Source organism: Ruficoccus amylovorans, assembly GCF_014230085.1.
Taxonomy (GTDB): Bacteria; Verrucomicrobiota; Verrucomicrobiia; order Opitutales; family Cerasicoccaceae; genus Ruficoccus; species Ruficoccus amylovorans.
Map to the genome: position 1 here is coordinate 1 of NZ_JACHVB010000004.1, position 22,267 is coordinate 22,267.

The window sequence follows — 22,267 nt, forward strand, 5'->3', positions numbered from 1 at the left end:
GTAACCGTCCGGGCTTGGTCCCACTTTTCAAAGCAGGCAGTCTGGTGTAAGATTTGTGGATGGATTTGGAGTTGGTGGATACGGGGGCGAAGCGCGACAGTCGGGGTCGTCGGATCGAGAGTCGTGAGGAGCGTGAGCGTTTACTTGAGAGCTACGATGGGAGCGGATTGACGCAGAAGGCCTTTGCGCGGCGCGAGGGAGTGGCCTACAACACGCTGGTGTACTGGCTCAAGCAGCGTCGCGAGCGCAGTCAGGCAGGTGGAGGCGTCGAGTCTAAACCTCTTTTCCATGAGATGACGGTGCCGTCCTGCGGGGCCTCTTTGTTGGAGGTATGTTTGCCGGAGGGGCTGATCTTGCGCGGGGGCGATGCGCAGTCGCTGGCGGCATTGGTCAAGGCGTTGCGATGCTGAGCTTGCCCCATCAGCTGCGAGTTTTTGTGGCGGTGGAGCCGGTGGACATGCGCAAGCAGTTTGACGGGCTGTGGGCGGTGGCACGGGACCACTTGGGCGAAGATCCCAAGGGCGGGGCGCTGTTCGCCTTTACGAACAAGACGCGCAACCGCCTAAAGCTGCTGTATTTTGACGGGACGGGGGTGTGGGTGTTTGCCAAGCGCATCGAGCAGGGGCGGCTGAGCTGGCCGATCGGCAGCGACACACGCAAGCTGACGATCACCCCGGCGGCGATGACCATGCTGATGAACGGCATCGACCTGAAGCAGGGGACGCTCAAGGCGTGGTACGAGCGTTAAAATCAGCACGGTTCTCAACACTGTCTTGACGGCCATCGTATCATGTTTTGGATACAGGCATGGACAGCGACGCGGGCTCCCCGGATGTGGAACAGTTGCGGCGCATCGTCGATGAGCAAAACGGCGTGATTGCGGTTTTACGCGAGCAGGTGGACTGGCTCAAAAAGCAGCTCTTCGGGGCGGGCAAAAGTGAGAAGCTCGACAGCGCTCAACTGCGCTTGCGCCTGGACGACCTGGAGCGCCAACTCGAAGCGGTCGAAAAACAAAGTATCGCTTACGAACGTCGTGCCCCCAAGGCGGGCAAACATGAAACGCCTGCTGAGCGCTTCAAGGACCTGCCGGTGGAGGAGACCGTGGTGATTGAGCCGCCGGAGGTGCAGGCCGAGCCGGAAGCCTTTGAGAAGATCGCCGAAGAAGAGACCCTTGAAGTCGATATCCACCCGCCGAAGCTGTTTAAACGCCGCCTCGTTCGCCCCAGGTATCGCCGCAAGCTTGACCGCTCGCAGCCGCCGGTGGTGGCCCCCGCGCCCAGGCGCGTGATCGACGGCAGCTACGCTTCGGCGGGCCTGTTGGCCTGGATCGTTTTAAGCAAATACGTGCAGCACCAGCCGCTTTACCGCCAGGAAAAAGCCTCGTCCATGTGGGGCGCACCTTTGTCACGAAAAACCATGACAGACTGGGTCGAGGCCGTAGCCGAGTGGCTCAAGCCCATCTACAACTACATGCGAACGGACTTGCTCGCGGGCCCCTACATCCAGGCGGACGAGACGCCGGTGCGCTACTGCGACTCCGACCACAAAAAAGGCAAAACCGAACAGGGCTGGCTCTGGGCCATCTCGCGGCCCGGCGGCGACGTCGTCTTTGACTGGCGGCTCTCTCGCCGACACGGCGAGCTGACGTCATTGCTGGACGGATACACCGGCCTGCTCCAGTCCGATGCCTACGGCGCCTACGAAGACTATGCCTCGGGCAACAAGGACGTCATCGCCCTGGGCTGCATGGCCCACGTCCGGCGCAAGTTTTACGACGCCCTCGCCTCCAACAAACGCGAAGCCACCCTCGTGCTCCGACTCATGGCCAGGCTTTACGAACGCGAGGCCACTTACCGCGAAGAAAACCTCGTCCCCGACGAGCGCAAACGCCGCCGTCAGCGAGAAAATGAGATCACGCTGACCCGCCTGCAAAAGGTCATCTCCCTCGCCAGCCGAAAGGCCCTCCCCAAGTCCGCCCTCGGCAAGGCCTGCGCCTACGCCATCTCCCAGTGGCCCCAGCTCGTTGCCTTCCAAAAACACGGCATCGCCGAGATCGACAACAACCTCATGGAAAATGCCATCCGCCCCTCAGCCCTGGGAAAGAAAAACTTCCTCTTCATCGGACACCCCGAGGCCGGCCAACGATCCGCCATCATCTACTCCATCGTCGTCTCCTGCCAGCGCCACAACATCGAACCCTTCCAATACCTGCGCAACATCCTCTCGCGCCTCCCCAATATGACCAACCAGCACGACATCAGCGCTCTGTCACCTGCCAAATGGTCACCAATAGCAACCCAAGCCTGAATCCAAATCGTAACCAGTGGGAAACCCCAAGGGTTACCAGAGAGAAAAATCCACCCTCACAAAGGCAACTCAAGCAGGACACACTCCGGACGCTTACGTTTCAACATTGCTGCTGTATATTAAGTTACTGACGCGGGAGGGGTGGCCCATGGAGAGCCTTGTTGCCAGCCAGGGATTGGTAGCGCGGGTGTGGGTGCGCATGTGCCGGGCGATTGCGATTTTCCAATCGGCGGCCTTGGGGGCGCGGACAATATCTTCTGACGATTTTTCGTGCTGCTTGAGTTGTTCTACCAGTGCCTGCTCCCAACGATATTCATTGAGGTTGCGGACATCGTCACCGCAATGGCTCCTCCGTAACTCAAGCTTGTTCATGCGCTCCAATACCTGCTCCCGATACGCCCCGTCACCGATCAGCCAGCCCCGACAGTATTCCCGGCTCAGGAGTTCCCGTTTCACAGGGTCTGACTCATCGGCCAATGCCAAAATTTTTGCGTACGCATTCATCCCTTTCAGGCTGTCGGGCAGATGCAGTTGGCCGAGAAATTCCGCACGCACCAGCGAACTGAAAGCGAACAGCCCTTGCCATACGTACACCCCAGCACAAACACCGGCATAAATCAATATTTAGATTATTGACATGACCCCGTCGGCTGCAGCCCTCAGCGCCCCTCCCTGACCCCTTCGGGGTTTACGTACGGAGGGCTTTTTCAGGCGCGACTAAACTAAGAATGTTTTACGTCCTTAGCTAGGTCAGCCCCTTAATCTTTATCAGTATTTCTTTCACCGGGTTGACTCAACCAGCAGGCCAATGACGCAATAACAACAGGGACACTTCCCCAATCCAATAGCAGAGGGATCCATGCATATTTCCAACTCCCGGTAATAGGCAACAAAACGATTCCCATAGTCAAAACGAATCCACCAATAAAGGGAATAGCAGATGCCCATTGTTTTTTTAAGACATGATTATTCACAAACACAGCCCAATTCATAACGGCGATGTAACCACCAAATAAGAGTAAAACAGCTGAAGCAATCCATTGTATGATATCCATAATCAATCCTTGGGGTCGGCCATTTTCTCAGGCATAGGCTCTGGAGTTTTTTCAGGCACATAAGCTCTTTGGCCAAGCATTTTTTTCACCCCCCCAAAAGGACCTTTATCTGCCCATGTTGCTGTAGCCGCTTGGCTAGGAGGTTTTAATGTGCTTCGAGGCACTTGAAACTCTTGCCCTGATGATGGGCGAGCAAATTCATTACCAGCCCCAGGTTGCCATTTGCCTGACTTCAGCCAATTCGCTAAAGAGGCTTTACCTTCCATTACAAAATCACCTGGCCTGAGTCCTTCACGTCCCCACCGTGAAACCGTCACTGTAGTCGACTCCTTCGTCTCAGCCGATGAAGAAAAGGAGGTAGAACTCCCCTCAGGAGCAGTCGTCGGCTTGAAACTCGATATAAGCTTAGCCCCCATCACCCCCGTGAATGTCATTTTAGCTGCTCCCGTCAGGCTCTTCTCTGCGACCTCCACAGGGTTTGTAATCGGAGTAGTTGAAATTTCCCCGCCTTGATTTTTGACGATTTTCTCACCTTGAACTGCCTCATACCAATCCATCGCACCAGACTCACGAGAAAATCCTACTCCAGCGGCAGTTAGTCCCGATTCCAATCGGCCATTTCCACCTTCTCTCATGAGGTTATACGCACCAATCGCCTCCTGTCGGACATCACGTGCGTGTTGGTACTGCCTCATCATAGTTATTGGAGTGGGAATCCCCATCCTAGACGCCATTTGATCAAATCCGGCATACGCATCACTCCACCAACTCAGCCCCCTTGGGTCGAACTTGGTCCACGGGTTCTGAACAACGTAGGAATAGAGATTGGGGCCATCAACGAAACCCAGCGGGTCGCGGGTGATGAAGGTGCCCGTTTCCAGGTCGCGGTAGCGGAAGCCTTCGTTCAGGAGCCCGGTCGGGTCTTCGTCCTTGGTGTTAGCGCGTTGGCGGTCAAGGGTCGCACCGGGAGCGATATACTCTTCGGAGGAGGCGGTGTCGCCGTGACGCCCGAAGGCTTCATAGGCCGCCTGATAAGTCAAAGAACTGTTACCATCGGTCGCGGCAACCACGTCGCCCCGACTGTTGTAATGCTTATAAGAAGGAGTGCCGCCACGCAAGCTGTAAAGCAGACCCCCGATACCGCCCCCGTAATCGCTACCGCGGATATATTCGACCGAAGGCGTCCCTGCCCCTCCGTCGTACTCCTGCACGGAGGTGCCCCCCGAGAAGGACACCACAGTGGCTAATCCGCCCGCCCCTGATTCATCCCGCTGTACACGGCGCGTCCGGTAGTCGTAAGCGTAGCGGTAGACCGCGTTCGGCGTAGAGGTGTAATACGTTGCCTGGATGGCGAGATCGGCATGCTCTTGGTCGTCCGTGCCGGGATAAATATCGATCAAGTGCTTCTCCCCACCACCCTCCATCAGCTTGACCAGACGGTTTTCCCGGTCATAGGTGTAGCTCAGGACCTTCCCGCCCGCGGCCGCATTCGCGACGCTACCGCTCCGGTTGCCGTTGGCATCGTAAGTATAGGTCGTCTCCGAACCGCTAATCGCATCAGTCGAGGACTCCAACTGATTCAGCGTATTGTTAGCGTATGAATACGTGATGTTGGACGTGGGAACACCATCTACTGCAACTATTTTGCCAGTACGGTTATGGGCAGCGTCGTAGGCATAGGTCGTCACAGTATCATCCGGACCACCCACCTCCCAATCGATCGCTTCAACCAAGAGCCGATTCGCATCGTCATAAGTGTTGGTTACCGTACGCGCAGTCACATTCCCCGCCGGATAGGTCTCCCCAATCTGCTTGAGATTGCCAAACAGGTCGTAGGCGTTAGTCGTGACATACAACTCACTGCCCACTACCCCCGGCCCAATAATGGCCTTTTTCCGGCCCAAGCTATCATAGGTGCTTTTGATAATATCACTATTGGGTTGCTCGGTCTCACGAATATTACCAGCCAAGTCATAACGATAGGTGGTGGTCCGGCCCCCTTCAGTAATTGTTCTGGTACGGTTAAGGGCGTCGTAAGTACTGGTTAGCGTTAGCGTATTACTCCCCAAAATATCATAAACCGTTTCCCGCCGGTTGCCTGCCAGGTCGTAGCGGTAGCGGTGTGTGACTCCAGCCGAAGTCTCGAGAACAACTCGGTTCAGGGCGTCGTATTGGTATTCAACATCCGTGTCCGAGGCTTTGTTTTCTGTAACCGCCCGGATATTGCCGACACCATTATAGGTGTATGAGCGGTTCTCCTCCGAGGCCCCCGCATAGAGCACATCCTTCAGCCGATTCCGCAGATCGTAGGTATAGTCCGTTCGATGGCCATTGGCGTCGATGCGCGCGGTCTGCATCATGGCATCGTAAACCAAGGTGGTCGTATCCCCCCCACCATAGGTTGTCGTCAGATTACGGCTCAGTCCGTCGTAGGTAAAAGTCGTGGTCTGGTCCTCGCCATCTCTCACACTGATCAAGTTACCCTCAGCGTCATAGTTGTTGGTCACCGTGATGTTCGCCGCATCGGTCGTCGCCAGCAGACGCCCCAGAGCATCGTAGCTGTTTAAAGCGCTCCGACGAGACCGGTTAACGGAGCCGCCACTTTGGGCTCCCGCGTAGCCCTGCCAAGTCTCAGTAATATTCCCCGCCTGATCGTAAACACTTTCCGTAACCAGATAGTTCGTCGTGAGCCCGTTATCCCAATACTCAACCGACGGAGTGAATGCATATACCGGCCGATTTGCAGCGTCGTACTCCGTAACGCTGGTGTTATTGCGCGGGTCTGTCACACGGGTAATATTGCCAACGTCATCATAACCAGTAATAATCGTGGGTTGAGCCGCCCCTGCGGACGCACCGCCTTCGTCAATATAGGCGACAGAGGGTTGATGCTCTTCTGTTTGGCGATTTCTAGCATCGTAGGTATAGGTCCACTCGTTGCCGCGCGGATTCCTCATTCTGGAAACGTTGCCCGCCGCATCGTAAAACGTCTTTACAGACGGCCCGGTGCCCGCCCCACCGGCCTCCTGCCAACTACCGCCCTCGTCAATGTACCCCACCGGCGGTTGCCGGACAACAATGGGCCGGCCTGCACGATCGTACTCGGTGACCGTTTCCCGCCCCATCTCATCGACAACCTTCCAAGCCAGCCTCGTACTCGTATACGAAGTCTCGATGAAAGTTGCATCCGCGAATGTCACCCGGGTCGGACGATTGAGCGCGTCGAAGTCAGTAAGCGTCGTGTGCCCCAATGGATCGGTCACCGACTTCGGATTACCGTTTTTATCGTAAAGTGTTTTGGTTTCTGCGAATTGCCCCTGAGCATACTCGACCCGCGATAGGATCAGCTGGTAACGCTCGTCGTACGTAACCACTGTTCGGTACCCACGTGGACCAACACTGAGCGTCGGCTTGAAGCCCGACACGTTAAAAACCGAACCGCCCGAATTTTTTCCATAAACGAAAGTCGTAACAATATCCTCGGTCAGACCGGGATTTTCTGCGGCCCGCTGGCTCTGACTTTTGACGCGTTGGATTCCGTCGTAAGTGTAGCGCGTAGTGGGGCCATCTACAACCGATGTGCGAAGAAGCGAATTAACGAGATTATAGGCATTCAAGGTAATAAGGTCCGTCTCAGCCCCCACTCCCGTTAAAGTCCTGGAACTGCTATCAAAACTAAGGTTCCCATCCATATCCCGGACCACTTTGATCCGGCGGTTTAGCACATCGTACTGGTAACCGGTCAGGTGCCTATTTGCATCCTGCTCCAGCACCTTGTTTCCCCGCTTGTCATAAGTATACTCAATATAGCTATCATCATGGAATGTTGTCCGTGTCAAACGGTTGCGTGCGTCATAGGCAAATCCAGTCGAATGCTCCTTTGGGTCTGTAGCCAGGCGCAGATTTCCATTATAATCGTAATGGTAGGTTGTCGTTAGGGGAGCAACTGCTCCACCATCGGCATCCGCAGTCGGATATATTGTTTCCGAAGCAACACGACCCTGAGCATCAGGCGCGTAGCCGGTGACGAGGTTCCCGCTCCACGCCGGATCCCCGGGCTGTTGCCCGATATGGGTTTGACTTGTCTTGAAGCCGGGCCAGCCAGCATTGCCGTAGGCATATTCCATCTGGTCGACCGGCATTCCCCCACCGGCAGCATATACCCGGACAGCGATAGGACGCCCCATATCTTCCATCTCTGGCATCCCAGGAACGTTCTCCCAGTCCTTATCCAGGATGGTCTCAGTCACATTTCCCGCCGGATCCGTATAGCTAACCATCTTGCGATAGGTCGGATCGTAAGCAAAATATTTGTGGAGCGTGCCCACACCCGTTACCGACTGCTTCTCACTGGTCGGATCATCATAGTAGCTGTAAGTATTTGGCCAGACAGCCTGAAGTGCCGTTGGCACGTCGATACCGTTACCTGCACCCGTATAATAGTAGTTCCGCACATTTCCGCTCAGATCGGTTGCCGAAGCTAGAGCGAGGCCTGCGCTGGGGCTAAACGTATACACCTCCTGGCCCAAATCTCCATGCTGGACGCGCATCGTCGTATAATAGAGAATGCGAGGGTCCTTGTAGCGGGTGATAGAATCTCCCTGCTGGTAGAGTTGGTGGAACTGCTTGAGCACCTCAATTTGAATATTTTCAAACTTATAAGTCGTGGTAAAACCTTCAGCATCCGTCACTGAATTGGTCTTGTTATCCGTTATGAGGTCCTCTCCGTCCTCATCCTCGGCAATGGTAGTGATACGCATGCGCCTGCCGGCTTCGTTGTTCCCCAGTTCGAAAGTGCTCTCACCGATCGGCAGTTCTACCTTTTTCACATAACGCGGGTTTCCCGTCTGGATATAATACCCGCTGGCAACAGAGTTTGTCACAAAAGTCTCCTTGGAGTGATCAAAGCCGTAGGTAAATGTATAAGTCTGGTCGTTGGCGTCGGTAATAGATTCCAGGTTGATGTGTTCGTAATCGATATGCTGCGTAATTGAGTCGCAAGGCGCCAAGCTCTCCGGATCCTCGTAAGGAGCGACATCCTCCAAGTCCTCTGGGTTTCGCGGAGTATAATCCCCTTCCGTCACATGCTCGTAGGTATACGTGGAAGTACTTTCATCAGCAAAGGATACCTCACTCAGTACAGCCATATCTTGCGTCACATTAGCCGCTACCCGAGGATCGAAAACGTCATAACTAACCGTCCCGTAAGCGTAATCGATCTCGTTGCCGTTGGGGTCCCAGACTCGGGTAACACGATTTCCCTCCTGACGCAGCCAGATTTGAAGGCCGGGGATAGGCGTGCCAACCGTTTCTTCGGTTCCAAGTCGGCAGGCCTGAATCTTGACTGGTATCAGCCCCTCTGTGTCACCGTCCGAATAGGTATAGGCAAGTTGATATCCCATGCGGTCTGTAACCGTCTCCAATCGCGCATAGCTGCATATGTCCTGGCTTTTACTGCCTTCCACACGATCTCGCATGACCTCCTGTGTCGCGCTCAGCTTATTGAAGCGCAGGACGCTCCCGTGCTTGTGACGGAACAGGAAGTAATCGTCCCCTTCTTCAAGTTCGGTCATGAATGACTTAGCCTCGTGGCTGGAGGTCGGCATGGGAAGCCAACCGTCACCAAACTTGACAAAGGAAAAGGCCTGCCCGTTCTCATCAATGACGGTAGCCCTCACGGGCTCTTCATATTGATCGATATCCGGCCCCTGGGGAGTCACCACCTTCACATACGAGCATACATTGCTCGTCCAGCAGGCGCCAAAGGGTTTGGCCGGGTCCTCGGTCGGGCGCAGCCCACTGTTTTCGCAAAAAATTTCACTCGTGAGGTTGCGCCGCAACGAAAGCGTCAAGTCGCTGCCCTGAATCGGCACATAAATATCCGTAACGCCATGAACCAAGCCCAGATTGAAGGCATCAATGTAGGTTTCCTCCTTCGCTTCGTCATTCTGGTTGGCATCCTGAGGCCGCTCATCCGCTATCGGTCGCCCATTCAAGGCTATCTTCCGGTAACGCGGCCCCGTTGCATCGCTGATCGGGATGTTATAGTAGTTAGGCGATGGAGGAGGTGAGCTCTCGCGCTCTATGAAAACAATCTCCTTTTCTATTGTCTGTGCCAAAAGGTAACCGTTATCCGTGGGAAGATAGTACTTAAATGTAACAACGGTTGATGCATCCGATGGAATCGACGATGGAGTAAGTTTCCATGTAAATGAAAAAGAAGAGACCTGACTTCCATTCAATGTGTATGGCGAGTTCAAATACCTAACAGTTTCAGCATTAGGGTCATATCCATAAACGTCTAAATTTGAATCACTCCACTCAACAACCAATTTTGAGCTCCTCGTGACATTTTCAAAATACGCAAGCCCGCCCATAGGCTCACGATAGTCTAGGTTAAAATAATCATACGAATAGGGCTTTCCATATACATCAATTCGAACACTTATATCCTTTTCATCGAAGTTAAACAGCGCTTTTTCTAAAACGCCCAATTCACCTCTAAAATCGGACACTCTTACATCAAAGTTCAGAGCTTCAACCTGTAACTCACGAAAATCCCGTATCCACGTCGAGCTTCCAACCCACTCCGACCAACTATCATCAATGTCTTCCCAAGACCTATACTCACCCATATCTGGCAATGTATTGTAGCCATTAAAACTCACATCAGCAATATCCCCCAGCACCTCATAGCCGTGCCTATCCCTCCACACATGACCATAACCATCAACCATATCCATCAAATAACTTTTATGCTCTAAATATTTAATCATAACCCTATCCAAACCAATATGCTCAGTATACCTCGGAGTCCAGATGCTACATACCTTTTCAATAGTTTCCATATCACCACCTCCAGACGGCTGATCATATCCACGAGAACTACCCCTCACGGGAAAATTCATACTACTAACACGCTCGCTGACACTTATGTCTGAGTCAACAAAATAACCATCATTGTCCTTATCAATATTGCTAAACACTTTAAGCACGTCATAAACCTGAAAATGCATAACTCCACCAATAGGCGACCTCCACACAACATCCCCATATTCGTCAAACCCTACAACACGATAATGACGACGCACATTAACCCCATAATAAACATCAACTGATGAACCATAAGGCCTAGAATCCACCGTAGATGCAAAACCATACAACAATACCTCCTTCCAATAGTGATCATCTTCAGCCTCATTTATATCTGAATCACCATCACCGAAATATCCATCACCATCTGTATATTGAAGCATATACTCAACAGCCAAGTCAGAGCCTCCAAATTGGTAATCGATAACAACCTCCCCATTCTCTTCATTAAATTCTATTGACGTGAATCCCATACCCGTCAATTCCCTTGGCGCTCCTGCACACCCAGGCACAGCAGGATTGTCAGTTAGCGGAATTTCACCGTCCCCCAGGTTTCCGGGATCGTCCACCGCTCCCCCCATATTCCATGTTGGGGTCGCATGCAACGACCATGGCAATGCCAGTAACACCAAGCAGGTCAAAATCCGATAAAAGAGATAAAAACAAGCAGACATAGCGTAGAAAAAGCGTTCAAGAATAATGTTCATCAGGGCTGGATGTAAAAGGTGGCTTCCCCGTTAGCGTCTGTCGTGGCAGAAAAAGGAGCTTCACCATCACTCATTCCACTGTCAGAACCGATGAGCGCACCGACACTCTGTGGGCTCAAGTAGACAGGCGCATTCGCTAATACATTACCGCTAGCATCGGCCATGCGGATAACGATTGGTTCACCCAAAGGCACACCACTTTCCGCCTCCCCCTGCCCATCGCCGCTGACAACCGTCAGCGTCGGAATAATCGCCATGGTCGGATGGCCCACATTAAAGTAATCTGTTGGATCCGAATCAGCCGTCAATTCCTCCGCATCAGTGTAGCCGTCCAGATCCGTATCAGCACTTCCCCCGTTACTAACACCTGTTCCAAGCAAATAATCATTCTCCCAGCCATCGGGAAGGCCGTCTCCATCGCCATCTTCCGAGAAGTTTACAGTGATAGTCGAACTGATTGTCTCAAAGCCATCATCATCCGAGACAACCGCGTACAACACCTGATCTCCACTGGGGCCATTATTCCAATCACTCGAATATACAGTCACACTCGCTTCACCTTGGAAGATGTATGCATGAACATTTTCCAGGTTTCCGCCCATCTCATAAAAGGTCACTTGGTCAAAACCGGAACTATCTGGATCTGAAACAGTGGCGTTCAGGTAAATACGCGTATCAGAATCAAAGTACCGCTGAAGAACAGCCTCTCCGCTTGAGGACGTGGCAATACCCTCGAACTCAATGAGCGGCGGCGCCCCGGGTTCAATCGATATTGTATCTATCGCCAAGGGTATACCGGAGCGGTGCGTAATACCAAAGGCGTTGTAATTTTCCATCGATCCCGTAACGGACAGACCCATCGCCACTGTTTGATCATCGATATCCAATCGCCAAGTATTTGCAGCTATGTCGTAGACAAACCGGAATAGATACCACGACTGGACATCAAACGTCGTGCCCTCGATTTTCCACCAGTGATCAGCATTGCTTAGGTAAAGAGCACCGCTTTGATCGAAGTAAAAATCAGCAGGAAAAGTTTTGTCGGGTGTCGGAACCGTCGCAAGTAGAATAGGCTTCAGGGCATAGGAAACTGTAATAAAGCCAACAGCCTCTTCCACAGCGAATGACAGCTTGGCTGGCGCAGTCCCGGCAGCCAATTCCAACGACGAACCATCGCCATCGTAGTCACTCGTGTCGACAATCGTAGCACTTGCGCCCGCCCCAGTGAGCTTCCAATGACCGTCATTCTCAACTAGATCGCTACCTGCCTCAAAACCCTCAAACGATTGATAGACCGGTAAGGTCGGTACAGTACTACCGAGATCAGGATTTTCCTCATGAGAGATGATGATATCATCGACCAAAATGTGATCCCCTGATTGCAGGGGTGCAAAATAGAAGCTCCAATACCCAAGGTAGGGCACTCCTCGTTTTCTTAAGGGAACGTTTTCAAACAACGTTTCATCCTGAACGCTCAAACTCCAGGTTCCCCTAAATGTATTAATGTATACCTTAAAGGTCTGCCAAGCGGCCTCGAAATCGATTTCTGTGTCAGTGGTCAGCCATGCGTCATTGTAATCGTCATAGGCCACGAGCTGACCCGACCCGTTTAGGGCTAGAACCACATTCGCTTGTCCAGCATCCAGTGTGGACACGTCGATCGATGACAAATCGGCTGCTCTCAGCATGGCTTTAAAGGTCATGTAGATATCATTGCTTAGTGTCGAAGGGACCAAGGGGTGGACGGCGCTAGTCAAAGAACTCCCACCGCCGATACTCAGGTAGTGGTTTGAGCTATCATTCGCGTCTTCGACAACTACGGCACCACTCGCGTGCCAGCCTTCGATGCCGTCAATCGCGCCGAGTGGTGTCTGATCGAAGCCGAACTTGACGGGCAGTCTCGCGAAATCGCCGGTACTGCTTCCGCTCAAAGGATTCGACCCCTGTGCGAGTTCATCCCCATCGCTGATATAGTCACCATCTGTGTCCCAGTTCTGCGGATCGGTCTCGGCTACATCCAATCGGCCATCTCTATCGACATCTTCCGATGCCCAAAAAACACCATCACCATTGAGGTCTTCATCTACATCCAAATGCCCGTCACCGTCAAAATCCTCCCCCGGATCTAAGACACCATTGCCATTGGCATCTTCAGCGACATCCATTCGGCCGTCGCCATCCAAGTCTTCGTTCAGGTCGAGAATCCCATTGCCGTTTATGTCCTCTTCGACATCCACAATCCCGTCCCCGTCCACGTCCTCTTCTTCATTCGACAATCCGTCGGCATCGTCATCTAGACCCAATGGCCGGGTTTGAGTTATCGAGACATCATCCAATAGCACGGAGCCGGAGTCGACGGCATCGAATGCCCAGACATAGAACGTTGGTGCAAAACTCGAGAGAGCCCGGCGGTGCGTTACGCGCTTGTCATTTTGATACAGAGACCAGACCTTTCCTGCGATATCCTGAAGGATAGCAATACGAACCCATTCACCCACTCCAACGGGGTCAGCATCTGCCATTTTCCAGCCGTCTTTACCGCGGTAATAGTAAAGACGCCCAACATCTCCATCCGCCACATAAGAGACTGCGATGCTATTCACAGCAGTTGGCGCATCCGGAATTGATGGTAAGAAGACAGGTTTTAAATAATAGTCTACCCATACGGACTCAACCTCGGGTAAGTCAAAATAGTGAGTGATCATTCCTGGACCGGGCGTAGTGCTTAGCTCCAATACCTGTCCACTCCCCCCATCATGCTCAATGGCGTTGATAATCGTCCCCTGTGCATCGCCTTCAAGATTCCAGTGATCGCTGACGGTTCCCACGTTCCCAATATCAATAGGATCCCCAAGGGCAAAGTCCTCAAAATCCTCCTCAAACGGCAGCACCTCAGTAAAGGATGCACCAGTCGGAATCGTTAAACTATCAGGCAGCCCATCTCCATTCTCATCGGCATCGATCGGGTCGGAACCTGCCGCATACTCTTCCAGATTTGTGTAGCCATCGGCGTCGAAATCGTCGTTCGCCCGCTGGTATAAATCATCAAAATTAACATACTCCCAAACATCAGGCATTCCATCTCCATCACGATCCACTCCCAACTCATCGTAAGCCACCGACAAATAATCGACCGTACAATGAGTCAGCAGGATTCTTTCCAATGAGCGTTTAGCGGGGTTGATAAATGGGACCTGACTCAAACGCTCGACACCATCAACGCTCAGGCTCCAAGTACGCGCCTGGAAATCGATCTTTATGCTCCAGACATGCCATCCATCTGCGAGAGGATCAGAAGAGTCGACCGTCCACTCACCATCAACCCAGGCGTTTATATATCCACTTTCATTTGGGCTGAAGGCATAGATGTCTCCTTCATCGGGCACGATGCCCGTTAGATCCCGCCTATTCAATTTAGCATGTAAGTTTACATAGAGTGTATCTACACCATAGGTGGCAGTATTCAGCAGCGCGATGCCTTCGCCCGTAATCAGCGAATTAAGTCCATATGAGCTGTCACTGCCCGAGCCTCCGAAAGCGACCACCTCGACCTCCTCGTCAGCACTCCACTTAAACTGACCGTCAAGCGAACCAAGCGCATAGTTTTGAAATACAATCTTTAGCGGGAAAGGCACATAGTCACCCAAGTTATCTCCGTCGCTGGTATCAGGATCCAGATAATCCCCCAGCATATCGAAGTCGCTATCGTAGGCGCTATCGTAAGCCGCAAATTCTTCAGCCACATCGAGATGACCATCACCATCCGTATCTTCGGCGACATCCAAATTACCGTCGCCATCCAGATCTTCCCCATCATCCAAAATACCGTTGCCATTGGCATCTTCCGCCACATCGAGATGACCATCACCATCCAGATCCTCGGCATCATCCAGCACTCCATCTCCGTCAATATCTTCTCCTCCGTAATCGGATATTAAGATTAATCCGTCCCCATCCTGATCAACGACTTCGAAATAATCATCGTCGTCTCTGACACGTACCTCATCCAATAAATAGCTGTCTCCGGACTCAGAGATAAAGGCCAATGTCGCCAACTTATCCACTTGCTCCCGATAGTACCCGAAGTCTCCCATCACATAAAAGCCGTCTACATAGAGAACCCAATGATTATTAAAATCGACATGCAGGATAAACTCGTGCCACTGGTTGGCCCCATTCAGCGTGCCTGCCTGGATCCATCGGCCTTCTTCGCCGCCAGTCGGATATGAATCATAACCATTATAAACTTCAATGGTTCCGGCATCTGAAAACCGCACCTTAACCGAATCATTAATGCGTATCTCAGGTAAATTTCCCGCGCTATCGGCCTTCAACGAAAAATTGACATAAACCTCCCTCGCACCACCGGCAAACTCCTGATAAAGCCGAGGCTCATCCTGACTTCCCCCTCCATTGGCGTTAACAATCAGCCAATTTTCATCGTCTTCATTTCCCATCGAAAATAACAGAGATTCCGTCCACAACCAGCCATTTGAGTTATCGAAACTGGCGTAGTCGAAACCGTCATATAAATCCTTATATCCATTTTCATATCCGATATAGGGCCCCTCGTAGTCAGGGTTTGTGCCGGCCAAAAACTCTTCCTTATTCGTTAAACCATCTTGATCGAAATCACCACCGGCTGTCACGTCTGCCACATCAATTACTCCATCGCCATTCTGATCAGTAATCCCGGCGGATATGATCAACTGCTCCCATTCATCATCCATTCCATCACCATCTCGGTCTGAGGACGATGGCCAGTCAGCAAGCGAAAATGAAAACACATACTTGAGCTGGCCGAGGTTGGCGGGGGCGTAGTTTTCAGAGAGCGGCATTGTGGGGTTCCAAGGGTACTCTTGCTCTTGGATAACCGTGCCGTCCGCCAGCACGATCGTAAAACCCTCCGCCGAATGCATGACATCGTAGAAGGGCTTGGCAAGCGCCTTGAGCTGGCCAAGATTAAGCGGCGCGTAGTTAATTCCGGGATCCTGTGAAAAATTAGCCACCATGGAGGCCACTTCACTTCCCGTGCTTCCCTCCCCCTTAGATTCCATTTCCAGATAAGCCGCATTAGCCATGTTCTTCGCCTGCCCAAGGTTGGCGGGGGCATAGTTAGAGCGTTTCAAATAAAACTGTATCCGCAATGGGTAAACCAGCCCCGGACATCGTTGTGAATGAAGGAGTGGGCCTTGGGTACCGTGCGCCAAGCCGAATTATCCCGCGATAGCCCGAGTACCAATGACTTACGAGTACCGCGCCCGAATCGACCCGATTGGGAACTCCACGCGCCAGACGCGGCATATTGCGATAGGTTTGGGTAACGCTCGCCGACCGATCGGACGGAGCTGCACCAGCGCAGGACGATTGAAACCCGACTTCAATCCCGTTGAACTGCGCCTGCACGCCACGAAAAAAACGGCAGGGTTTCCCCCGCCGTTTGAAATTCTCGCTGGCGATCCGGTTCATACGAGCGCCGGGTCTTCCTCGAAAAGCTCCCGCAGGCCGCCTTCGCAAATGAGCCGGTCCAGCATCTTGCGTACGCCGTATTCCCCGGACGCCTGCTGAATGCGCTCGGCCACGGTCCCGGCGAAATTGCAGGTCATGTCCGCGAAGTGCCGCCCGTAGCGGCTGCGCAGGAAGTTCCGGGTCAGGATCGTGTTGCCCCGCGCGGGTACCTCGCAAATGGCGTCAAAGGCGATTTCCCAGGCCCGCTGGAGTTCCTCGGGCGAGAGGTGATCGCTCATCCGCAGGGTGCCGTAAAATCCCCAGCAATCTTCGACCGGGGCCTGTTTGAGGGCGTCAATACTTACAGTAGTCATCTTTATTCTATCCTTTTTAGGTGTTGTGTTTTAAGCGCCTCGGGGAGCGTCCCTTTAGCGTCCACACCACCGCTCTACGGGGGGGAGGAGTCAACTCGATCTGGACCGGATTCGTGATGTTTTTTTCGGCTAAAACGGCACGTCCTCGTTCTCGTCGGGGGCGGCGTAATCGGGCTCCTCGGGCCGGTCGATGACCCCGGCCTCCTGCAGGTCGGCCAGAATGCGTTGGTGATTGTGGGGCCAGTAGCGCACGCCGTGGCGGTTGCCCTGTTCCCCAAGGAGCCGCCTCACCACCTGATCATACCGATAGCAACTGGCGAGCATCACCTTATGCCACTGCTCGGCGTTGCCGGTCGCGGGGTTCGCTCCCCCCAGGTAACAGCCGCCATTTATCTGGTAGAACATTCCCTCCACGTATTTAGGAATACCCTCCTTTTCGATTTCCTCCGGGTCGATCTCATGGATGAGTAGAAAAATCTGCTCGCAAGGCCACCGTCCCATAATAGCCACCTGGCTGGCCTGAGTCTGCCGGAGCATGGCCATGACCTTGTTTTCTGGTAAGGTGGTGTAACACCAGAATGCAGCGAGCACGCGTGTCAGCTCGGCATTGGTCAGCTCGACCGATGACTTAGGGTCGCCGTCCTTGTTGAGGATGCCCATGCGGCGGTGAATGCCCATCCGGGCCGCGTCGGCCTCTTTCGGGGAAACGCCCAGGCGACGAAGCATCTGGCGAACCTTCCCCCATTCGGCCCGGTACATGGCGAGTTGTTTTTCGTTCAGTGACATGATGGCTATTCATTGATGGGTTCAAAGAGCCGGGCGAACCGGCTCGGGGTATAGTGGCCGATGACCTTCCCGCTCGCCGGGTCGGTGACTTCCCAGTCGCCGGGGGCGGCCAGAGTCAGCTCGCAGATGTGAGCGAGTCCATAGCGTTGGACGACGGGGCGGGTGTGCTGGCGAGCCAGCACACGCCCGCCGAGGGTAGCCCCGCGACGGCGGTACGCAGTGCCCTCGGCAGGCGGTGTGGATTGGGAACCGTTCATGCTCAGACGGCCGGGAGCTTGTTGTCGGTCGTGACGAGGAGGATCGGCTCCTTCGTTTTGATCCAGACGTTGTTCTCCTTCGTGACCTTCCCGGTGACGACTTCGCAGGTTTCCCCGATGGACTGCACCGGGATGCGGCGGCCCTTCGGGGAGGCGTTGTAGGCGTAGGCTGATTTGATCAGCCGTTCGTTGGCGACGTGGGGGCTGTCCTCTTCGGGGATTTGCAGCACCCAGCCGACCATGTTCAGCCCGGCCAGCTTGCCCTCGGGATCGGAGACCATCATAACGAACTGTTTCTTGACGGGCGGCGGCTTCTCCTGGTCATCGACCATCGCGGCCATTTCGACGTTGATGTCTTCCACGATCTGGGAGACTTGGCGCACATCCAGCTCGTTGCGCTGGAGGACGAGTTTGACGAGTTCGAGATCTACTTTTGGCATGATAGTTTTAATGCGGTTGTGGGGAGTGCTCACGCCTCCCCTTTGTTCTGGACGAAGAACCGCTCGCCGCCCTCGTACTTGAGGCCAAGCTCGCGGAGCGTTTCGGCGCTCTGGCGCTCGAGGACTTCCTTGTCGGGCTCTTCGCGCACGCGCAGGAAGGAACGCCAGCATCGTTCTTTGATCTTGGCGGTGACCTTTTCCCAGGTGACCTTCGAGCGGGTCTTGAGAGCGGGCGGGACCGCCCGCCAGCCGTATACGGCGAGGGCCGTGGCCGACGTGCGTTCCTTCCCTCCGGCGAAGAGCCGCTCGCGGTGCTTGTCCGCATAGGTCGCGCACCGACTGACTCCGGCCTTGATTTCCGCCTCGACCGACTTGATTTGCGCGTCGAAGCGTTCGTTGAGCGCATCCTGGGCGGCGGCTTTTTCCGCCTCCAGTTGCGACTTGCCCGTCGCCAGCGCGGCCACCGTGTCCAGCTCCTGTTCAAATTCCAGGTCGTTGGCGATGGCCGCGCGGCGGCGGGGTTTGGGTGTGGTGGTTGTTTTCATATTAATAGAGATAGAAGAACCCCTGTCGCCCCTTGCAGGGCACGAAGGGAACGGGGCGGACGTTCTCCAGGACAAAGCCGTAGGGGCCTGCAAACCACGCCGAGGAGTAACTCTCGACACAGGCGACGAGGTCGGCCACGCCGACCACGCCGCCCCGGTCCATGTCCTGCAGGGCGGGGATGCGTTTCTGCCGGTATTTGTCTGAGTTGGATGCCCAGCGCCCGAAGCAAATGCCGTATTCATACTCGGCGCGGGTACAGCCCTTCGCCGCATGGATAAAGAACCGTCCCCGGAATTTCGTCGGCCAACTGCGGTTCTCGATGTTCTTTCCCAGGTGGAGGATAGCCCATGCCCACGGCTGACGGATTGACAGCGCGAGACAAGGGCCATACTCGGCCACCAGGCGTTCAAGTGCGGGATCACTCATGACTCAGTCTTCAATGTCGGGTTTATCCGGCAGCGGCACCCAGTGGGTGATGCTGATCGGCTCGGCGTCGGCGTTCAGCCACAGGTTGGATTCGCGGTCGGGGAACGTCACCTTCGCCCCCCAGGCGATGGCGAAGTTGCCCTCGCTGGTGATTCCCAGGACGGGGCAGATCGGGCCGGTCGGCATTTTGTCACGAGCCTTGTTCCAGACATCTGGCCAGCCCTCCTCGATCCGCCGCAGGCCCGCCCGGATCGCATCATAGTCGGCGGCGGTTTCGGGGTCGCTCGGACGTTCGACACCGTCGAGCAGGGACTGGGAAGCCCCATGGACGGCGTCGATGAATTTGCGTCTCAGCGGATCGGGGAAGGCGTGTTTGCCCGCCAATTCCCGCTCAAGGCCCCGCGCGAAATCGGCGTCCACGATCTCGGTGTAACCTTCGCTCACCCTGGGGTCGGCGTAAGCCGACTCCCGGGGCTGAAAGACTTCGCCCACACGAGCGTCTGTCCTCGGCGTATCAGAAGTGCTCATCGCTACTTGCCCTCGCAGGTTGTGCAGAGCTTCTCCATCTCGGTTGCGATGAAGTTGCTGCGGTTGCGGTTTTCCTCCTCGGCCAGTCGGTCGATCTTGGCCACCAGGGCGGCGGGCAGGCTGATGGAGATTTGCGTTTTGCCGGGTGCCCGGCCGTGGTTGCTGGTTTGCTGTGACATGATGTTATCCTTGGTTGGTTGTTTCAGTTTGGGGTTGAGAGTTGGAAAGCTCGTGCAGCGCCTTTTCACAGGCTGTGCGGATCGCCGCCACGCGGGTGGCGAAGTCGGGGTCTTTCTCGGCGTAGCCGGGGATGACTTTGCCCGCGTACATGGAGGTCGTACGGTCTCGCTCCCACCATTCAGAGATCACGCGGTGCGGGGCGCGGGTCAGCTCGCGACACAGGTACATGGCGAGCATGCGGGGGATCGCGATGTCTGCCACCCGCATGGGCGACATGATGACCTCGACGCTCATCCCGGTCTCGCGGCAAACCACCTCGCGGATCGTGGCCATCTTTCGCTCGATGGCGGTCTGGTCGAGGGTCCAGGAGAAACGGAGCCGGTCACGGTCCAGGTAACGGGATAACGCGCTCACGACTCGCTCCTTTCGGTCTCGGCGGCGAGGGCGGCCGGGGCGCGGCCCGCGCCGTTGAGGGCGGCGATCCCGCCCGGCTCGACGCCGCCCCGGCCGCACAGGTCCGAGGCCAGCACCTGCCGCATGGCCCGCCCGGCCTGCCGGGCGTCGGCGGTCTGGATCACGATACGCTCCCCCGGGCGCCGGTCCCAGGCGGTCCACTGTCCCTCGGCGTCGGGGCCGGTCATATGCGCGGGGCTCATTGGCCACCTCCGCTCAGGAGCGAGACAATGGTGATCACGGTCCCCGCCACGACGATGATGACCGCCAGCGGGATCTCGACATAGTGGCCGCTCACGGGCGGCGGCTCGGCCTGCGCCTCGCGCATCATCCCGGCCCGCGTGCCGTCGTAGCCGCGATACCAGTGCTGGCGGGCCGTGGCGTCTGCGTAGTGGTTGGCCTCGCGCCGGAGGCCGTTTCTGGCTGCCCAGCAGCCATCTTCAAAGGCTTTGCTCATGGCAATCAGTTGTTAGAGGGTTTGCCCGCCTGCCGGGTGGATTCCGCCCGGCAATGAAGGATTTTTCCGAGAAGTTCCTGCGGGGAGTCTGCCCGCACCGCGAAAATCGGCTTGGCAGGCTGACCATCGACAAACAGACAAAGCGACAATATCCAGCCATCCGGGTCGTTGAGGAATCCGACCGAAGGAACGCCGCCCGCCAGATCGGGAGCTTCTTTGGCTTCGGCCAGGAGCGTCTTCATCAGGTCGTAAAGTCCGAGGACAGCCATGCCTTCTTCCTTCTGCATTTCGATTTTGTGAGCGAAGATGTTGGTGTGCGGTTTCATAGTGCTCAGATAGAGGTCAGGATGTCATAGGTGAGCGGCACGCCTTCGGCGCGCGCGAGGCGGACGGCCTTTTGCAGCCGGTTGTAGAGGATGCGAATGCGGCCTCGTCGGCGGGTCATTTTCTCCAGCTCTGCCGCATAGCGCTCGGCATCGACCAGCCCGAAGGCGTTCGCGGCCTGCAGGCAGTCAGCGCGGCAGGGCCATTCGTCCAGGATGAGAAACTCCTCTGCGCCGCCGCATCGGCCTTCGAGCTGCTCGAAGTATCCGGCATCCGTGCCGGTCTGGAATTTTTTGAGGAAATCGACCGTACAGGTCATGATGACCGTGCAGCCCGTGGCGTCCTGGAGTTTGGTCAGGTAGTCGAAGATCGGCTGCTGCCAGCCTTTGTCCTCGCGGTGCAGCCGCTGGATGTTTTCAACGATGATCGTCCGGTTGGCCCTCACGGCCCCGGCGATGCGTTGCTCTTTTTTCGAACGGGATTCTCCCACCGGCCCCCCAAAGCAGGCGGCCAGGTCGGTGATGAACTCGCTCATGACCGGGCGTGCCGGGGCGTCCACATACGCGACATACTGCGGGTACAGGTCGCGATAGTGCTTCGAGCAGGCCGTCTTTTGCGAGCCGGTCGCCCCGACCACCAGGCCGAAGCGGCAGACCGCGTCTCGCACGCGCCGCACGTCGATGTAATCGCGTATCTGGTGCCAGACCGTGCTCTCGGAAAAGGGCACCCGTCCCGCCCGCGCGGAGGTCTCGGCGTCGCCCTGGAGGGCTTCGACCGTGGCCAGAAAGTTCTGGCGCATGTCCTCGCGGCCCGCCGCGAAGGGGTACGTGAAATTGAGGATTTTGGTAAAATAGGTGTGGCTGCAACTGCGGGAGAGTCCGAGCGCCTTGCACTTGGCCTCCAGCACTTTCAGGTCGCGGCCGCACTCTTCGCGGACGTAGCCCGCGAGCCAGTAAACGCCGTCGCGCACCTCCTCGGGGTAAATCTCCAGGCGCGGCAGGATGTGGTCATCGCGCAGGATGACCTGTTTTTTCCCGTTTTCCGAACGGTAATTTTGCTTGCCCCCGTCATCGGCGGCTGCTGCGGATGTCTGTGACATACGATAG

General features: G+C 55.3%; 20 protein-coding genes. 3 read left to right on the forward strand and 17 right to left on the reverse strand.

The window, feature by feature from the left end; all coding sequences use genetic code 11:
- Positions 1-59 precede the first annotated feature (59 nt).
- From tnpA to tnpC, 3 genes are read left to right on the forward strand one after another with little or no spacing between them, the layout of a single operon-like run.
- Entirely contained in the window at positions 60-410 is a 351-nt protein-coding gene (gene tnpA / locus H5P28_RS00105; RefSeq protein ID WP_185673692.1) for an IS66 family insertion sequence element accessory protein TnpA, read from the forward strand.
- Positions 404-748 (forward strand): IS66 family insertion sequence element accessory protein TnpB, encoded by a 345-nt coding sequence (gene tnpB / locus H5P28_RS00110; protein ID WP_185673693.1) that lies wholly within the window; start codon positions 404-406, stop codon positions 746-748. Before tnpA ends, tnpB begins: the two co-directional genes overlap by 7 nt.
- A gap of 59 nt (positions 749-807) precedes the next feature.
- Positions 808-2,307, forward strand: a complete 1,500-nt coding sequence (gene tnpC / locus H5P28_RS00115; protein WP_185673694.1) for an IS66 family transposase — start codon at positions 808-810, stop codon at positions 2,305-2,307.
- A gap of 93 nt (positions 2,308-2,400) precedes the next feature.
- On the opposite strand, the gene H5P28_RS00120 is transcribed toward tnpC, so the two are convergent.
- The 17 genes from H5P28_RS00120 to H5P28_RS00200 form a co-directional block, all read right to left on the reverse strand.
- Complete coding sequence (locus H5P28_RS00120; protein WP_185673695.1) at positions 2,401-2,928, reverse strand: hypothetical protein; 528 nt, start codon at positions 2,926-2,928, stop codon at positions 2,401-2,403.
- A gap of 137 nt (positions 2,929-3,065) precedes the next feature.
- On the reverse strand, positions 3,066-3,362 hold the full coding sequence (locus tag H5P28_RS00125) for a hypothetical protein (RefSeq protein ID WP_185673696.1): 297 nt from the start codon (positions 3,360-3,362) through the stop codon (positions 3,066-3,068).
- 2 nt (positions 3,363-3,364) lie between these two features.
- Positions 3,365-10,942, reverse strand: a complete 7,578-nt coding sequence (locus tag H5P28_RS00130) for an RHS repeat domain-containing protein (RefSeq protein ID WP_185673697.1) — start codon at positions 10,940-10,942, stop codon at positions 3,365-3,367.
- Complete coding sequence (locus H5P28_RS00135; RefSeq protein WP_185673698.1) at positions 10,942-16,071, reverse strand: Ig-like domain-containing protein; 5,130 nt, start codon at positions 16,069-16,071, stop codon at positions 10,942-10,944. The genes H5P28_RS00130 and H5P28_RS00135 overlap by 1 nt, the downstream gene beginning before the upstream one ends.
- A 336-nt stretch (positions 16,072-16,407) precedes the next feature.
- A complete protein-coding gene (locus tag H5P28_RS00140) occupies positions 16,408-16,764 on the reverse strand; it encodes a hypothetical protein (RefSeq protein ID WP_185673699.1) in 357 nt (118 codons plus the stop codon).
- A gap of 129 nt (positions 16,765-16,893) precedes the next feature.
- On the reverse strand, positions 16,894-17,550 hold the full coding sequence (locus H5P28_RS00145; protein ID WP_185673700.1) for a hypothetical protein: 657 nt from the start codon (positions 17,548-17,550) through the stop codon (positions 16,894-16,896).
- 5 nt (positions 17,551-17,555) lie between these two features.
- Complete coding sequence (locus H5P28_RS00150; protein WP_185673701.1) at positions 17,556-17,807, reverse strand: hypothetical protein; 252 nt, start codon at positions 17,805-17,807, stop codon at positions 17,556-17,558.
- 2 nt (positions 17,808-17,809) lie between these two features.
- Positions 17,810-18,247: a hypothetical protein gene (locus H5P28_RS00155; protein ID WP_185673702.1), complete on the reverse strand. Its 438-nt coding sequence runs from the start codon at positions 18,245-18,247 to the stop codon at positions 17,810-17,812.
- A gap of 29 nt (positions 18,248-18,276) precedes the next feature.
- Entirely contained in the window at positions 18,277-18,792 is a 516-nt protein-coding gene (locus H5P28_RS00160; protein WP_185673703.1) for a host-nuclease inhibitor Gam family protein, read from the reverse strand.
- A gap of 1 nt (position 18,793) precedes the next feature.
- Positions 18,794-19,219, reverse strand: coding sequence for an ASCH domain-containing protein (locus tag H5P28_RS00165; protein ID WP_185673704.1), 426 nt, complete (start codon positions 19,217-19,219; stop codon positions 18,794-18,796).
- 3 nt (positions 19,220-19,222) lie between these two features.
- Positions 19,223-19,747, reverse strand: coding sequence for a DUF551 domain-containing protein (locus tag H5P28_RS00170; protein WP_185673705.1), 525 nt, complete (start codon positions 19,745-19,747; stop codon positions 19,223-19,225).
- 2 nt (positions 19,748-19,749) lie between these two features.
- The gene (locus H5P28_RS00175) at positions 19,750-19,926 is read right to left on the reverse strand and encodes a ribbon-helix-helix domain-containing protein (RefSeq protein WP_185673706.1); all 177 of its coding nucleotides are present in this window, start codon (positions 19,924-19,926) and stop codon (positions 19,750-19,752) included.
- A 4-nt stretch (positions 19,927-19,930) separates the two neighbouring features.
- On the reverse strand, positions 19,931-20,341 hold the full coding sequence (locus H5P28_RS19635) for a helix-turn-helix domain-containing protein (protein WP_185673707.1): 411 nt from the start codon (positions 20,339-20,341) through the stop codon (positions 19,931-19,933).
- Positions 20,338-20,583, reverse strand: a complete 246-nt coding sequence (locus H5P28_RS00185) for a hypothetical protein (RefSeq protein WP_185673708.1) — start codon at positions 20,581-20,583, stop codon at positions 20,338-20,340. The genes H5P28_RS19635 and H5P28_RS00185 overlap by 4 nt, the downstream gene beginning before the upstream one ends.
- Positions 20,580-20,837 carry a hypothetical protein gene (locus H5P28_RS00190; RefSeq protein ID WP_185673709.1) on the reverse strand — a complete coding sequence of 86 codons (258 nt, stop codon included), beginning with the start codon at positions 20,835-20,837 and terminating at the stop codon, positions 20,580-20,582. Before H5P28_RS00190 ends, H5P28_RS00185 begins: the two co-directional genes overlap by 4 nt.
- A 5-nt stretch (positions 20,838-20,842) precedes the next feature.
- Positions 20,843-21,163: a hypothetical protein gene (locus H5P28_RS00195; protein WP_185673710.1), complete on the reverse strand. Its 321-nt coding sequence runs from the start codon at positions 21,161-21,163 to the stop codon at positions 20,843-20,845.
- A gap of 5 nt (positions 21,164-21,168) precedes the next feature.
- Positions 21,169-22,260, reverse strand: coding sequence for an AAA family ATPase (locus H5P28_RS00200; protein WP_185673711.1), 1,092 nt, complete (start codon positions 22,258-22,260; stop codon positions 21,169-21,171).
- Between the last annotated feature and the right edge of the window lie 7 nt (positions 22,261-22,267).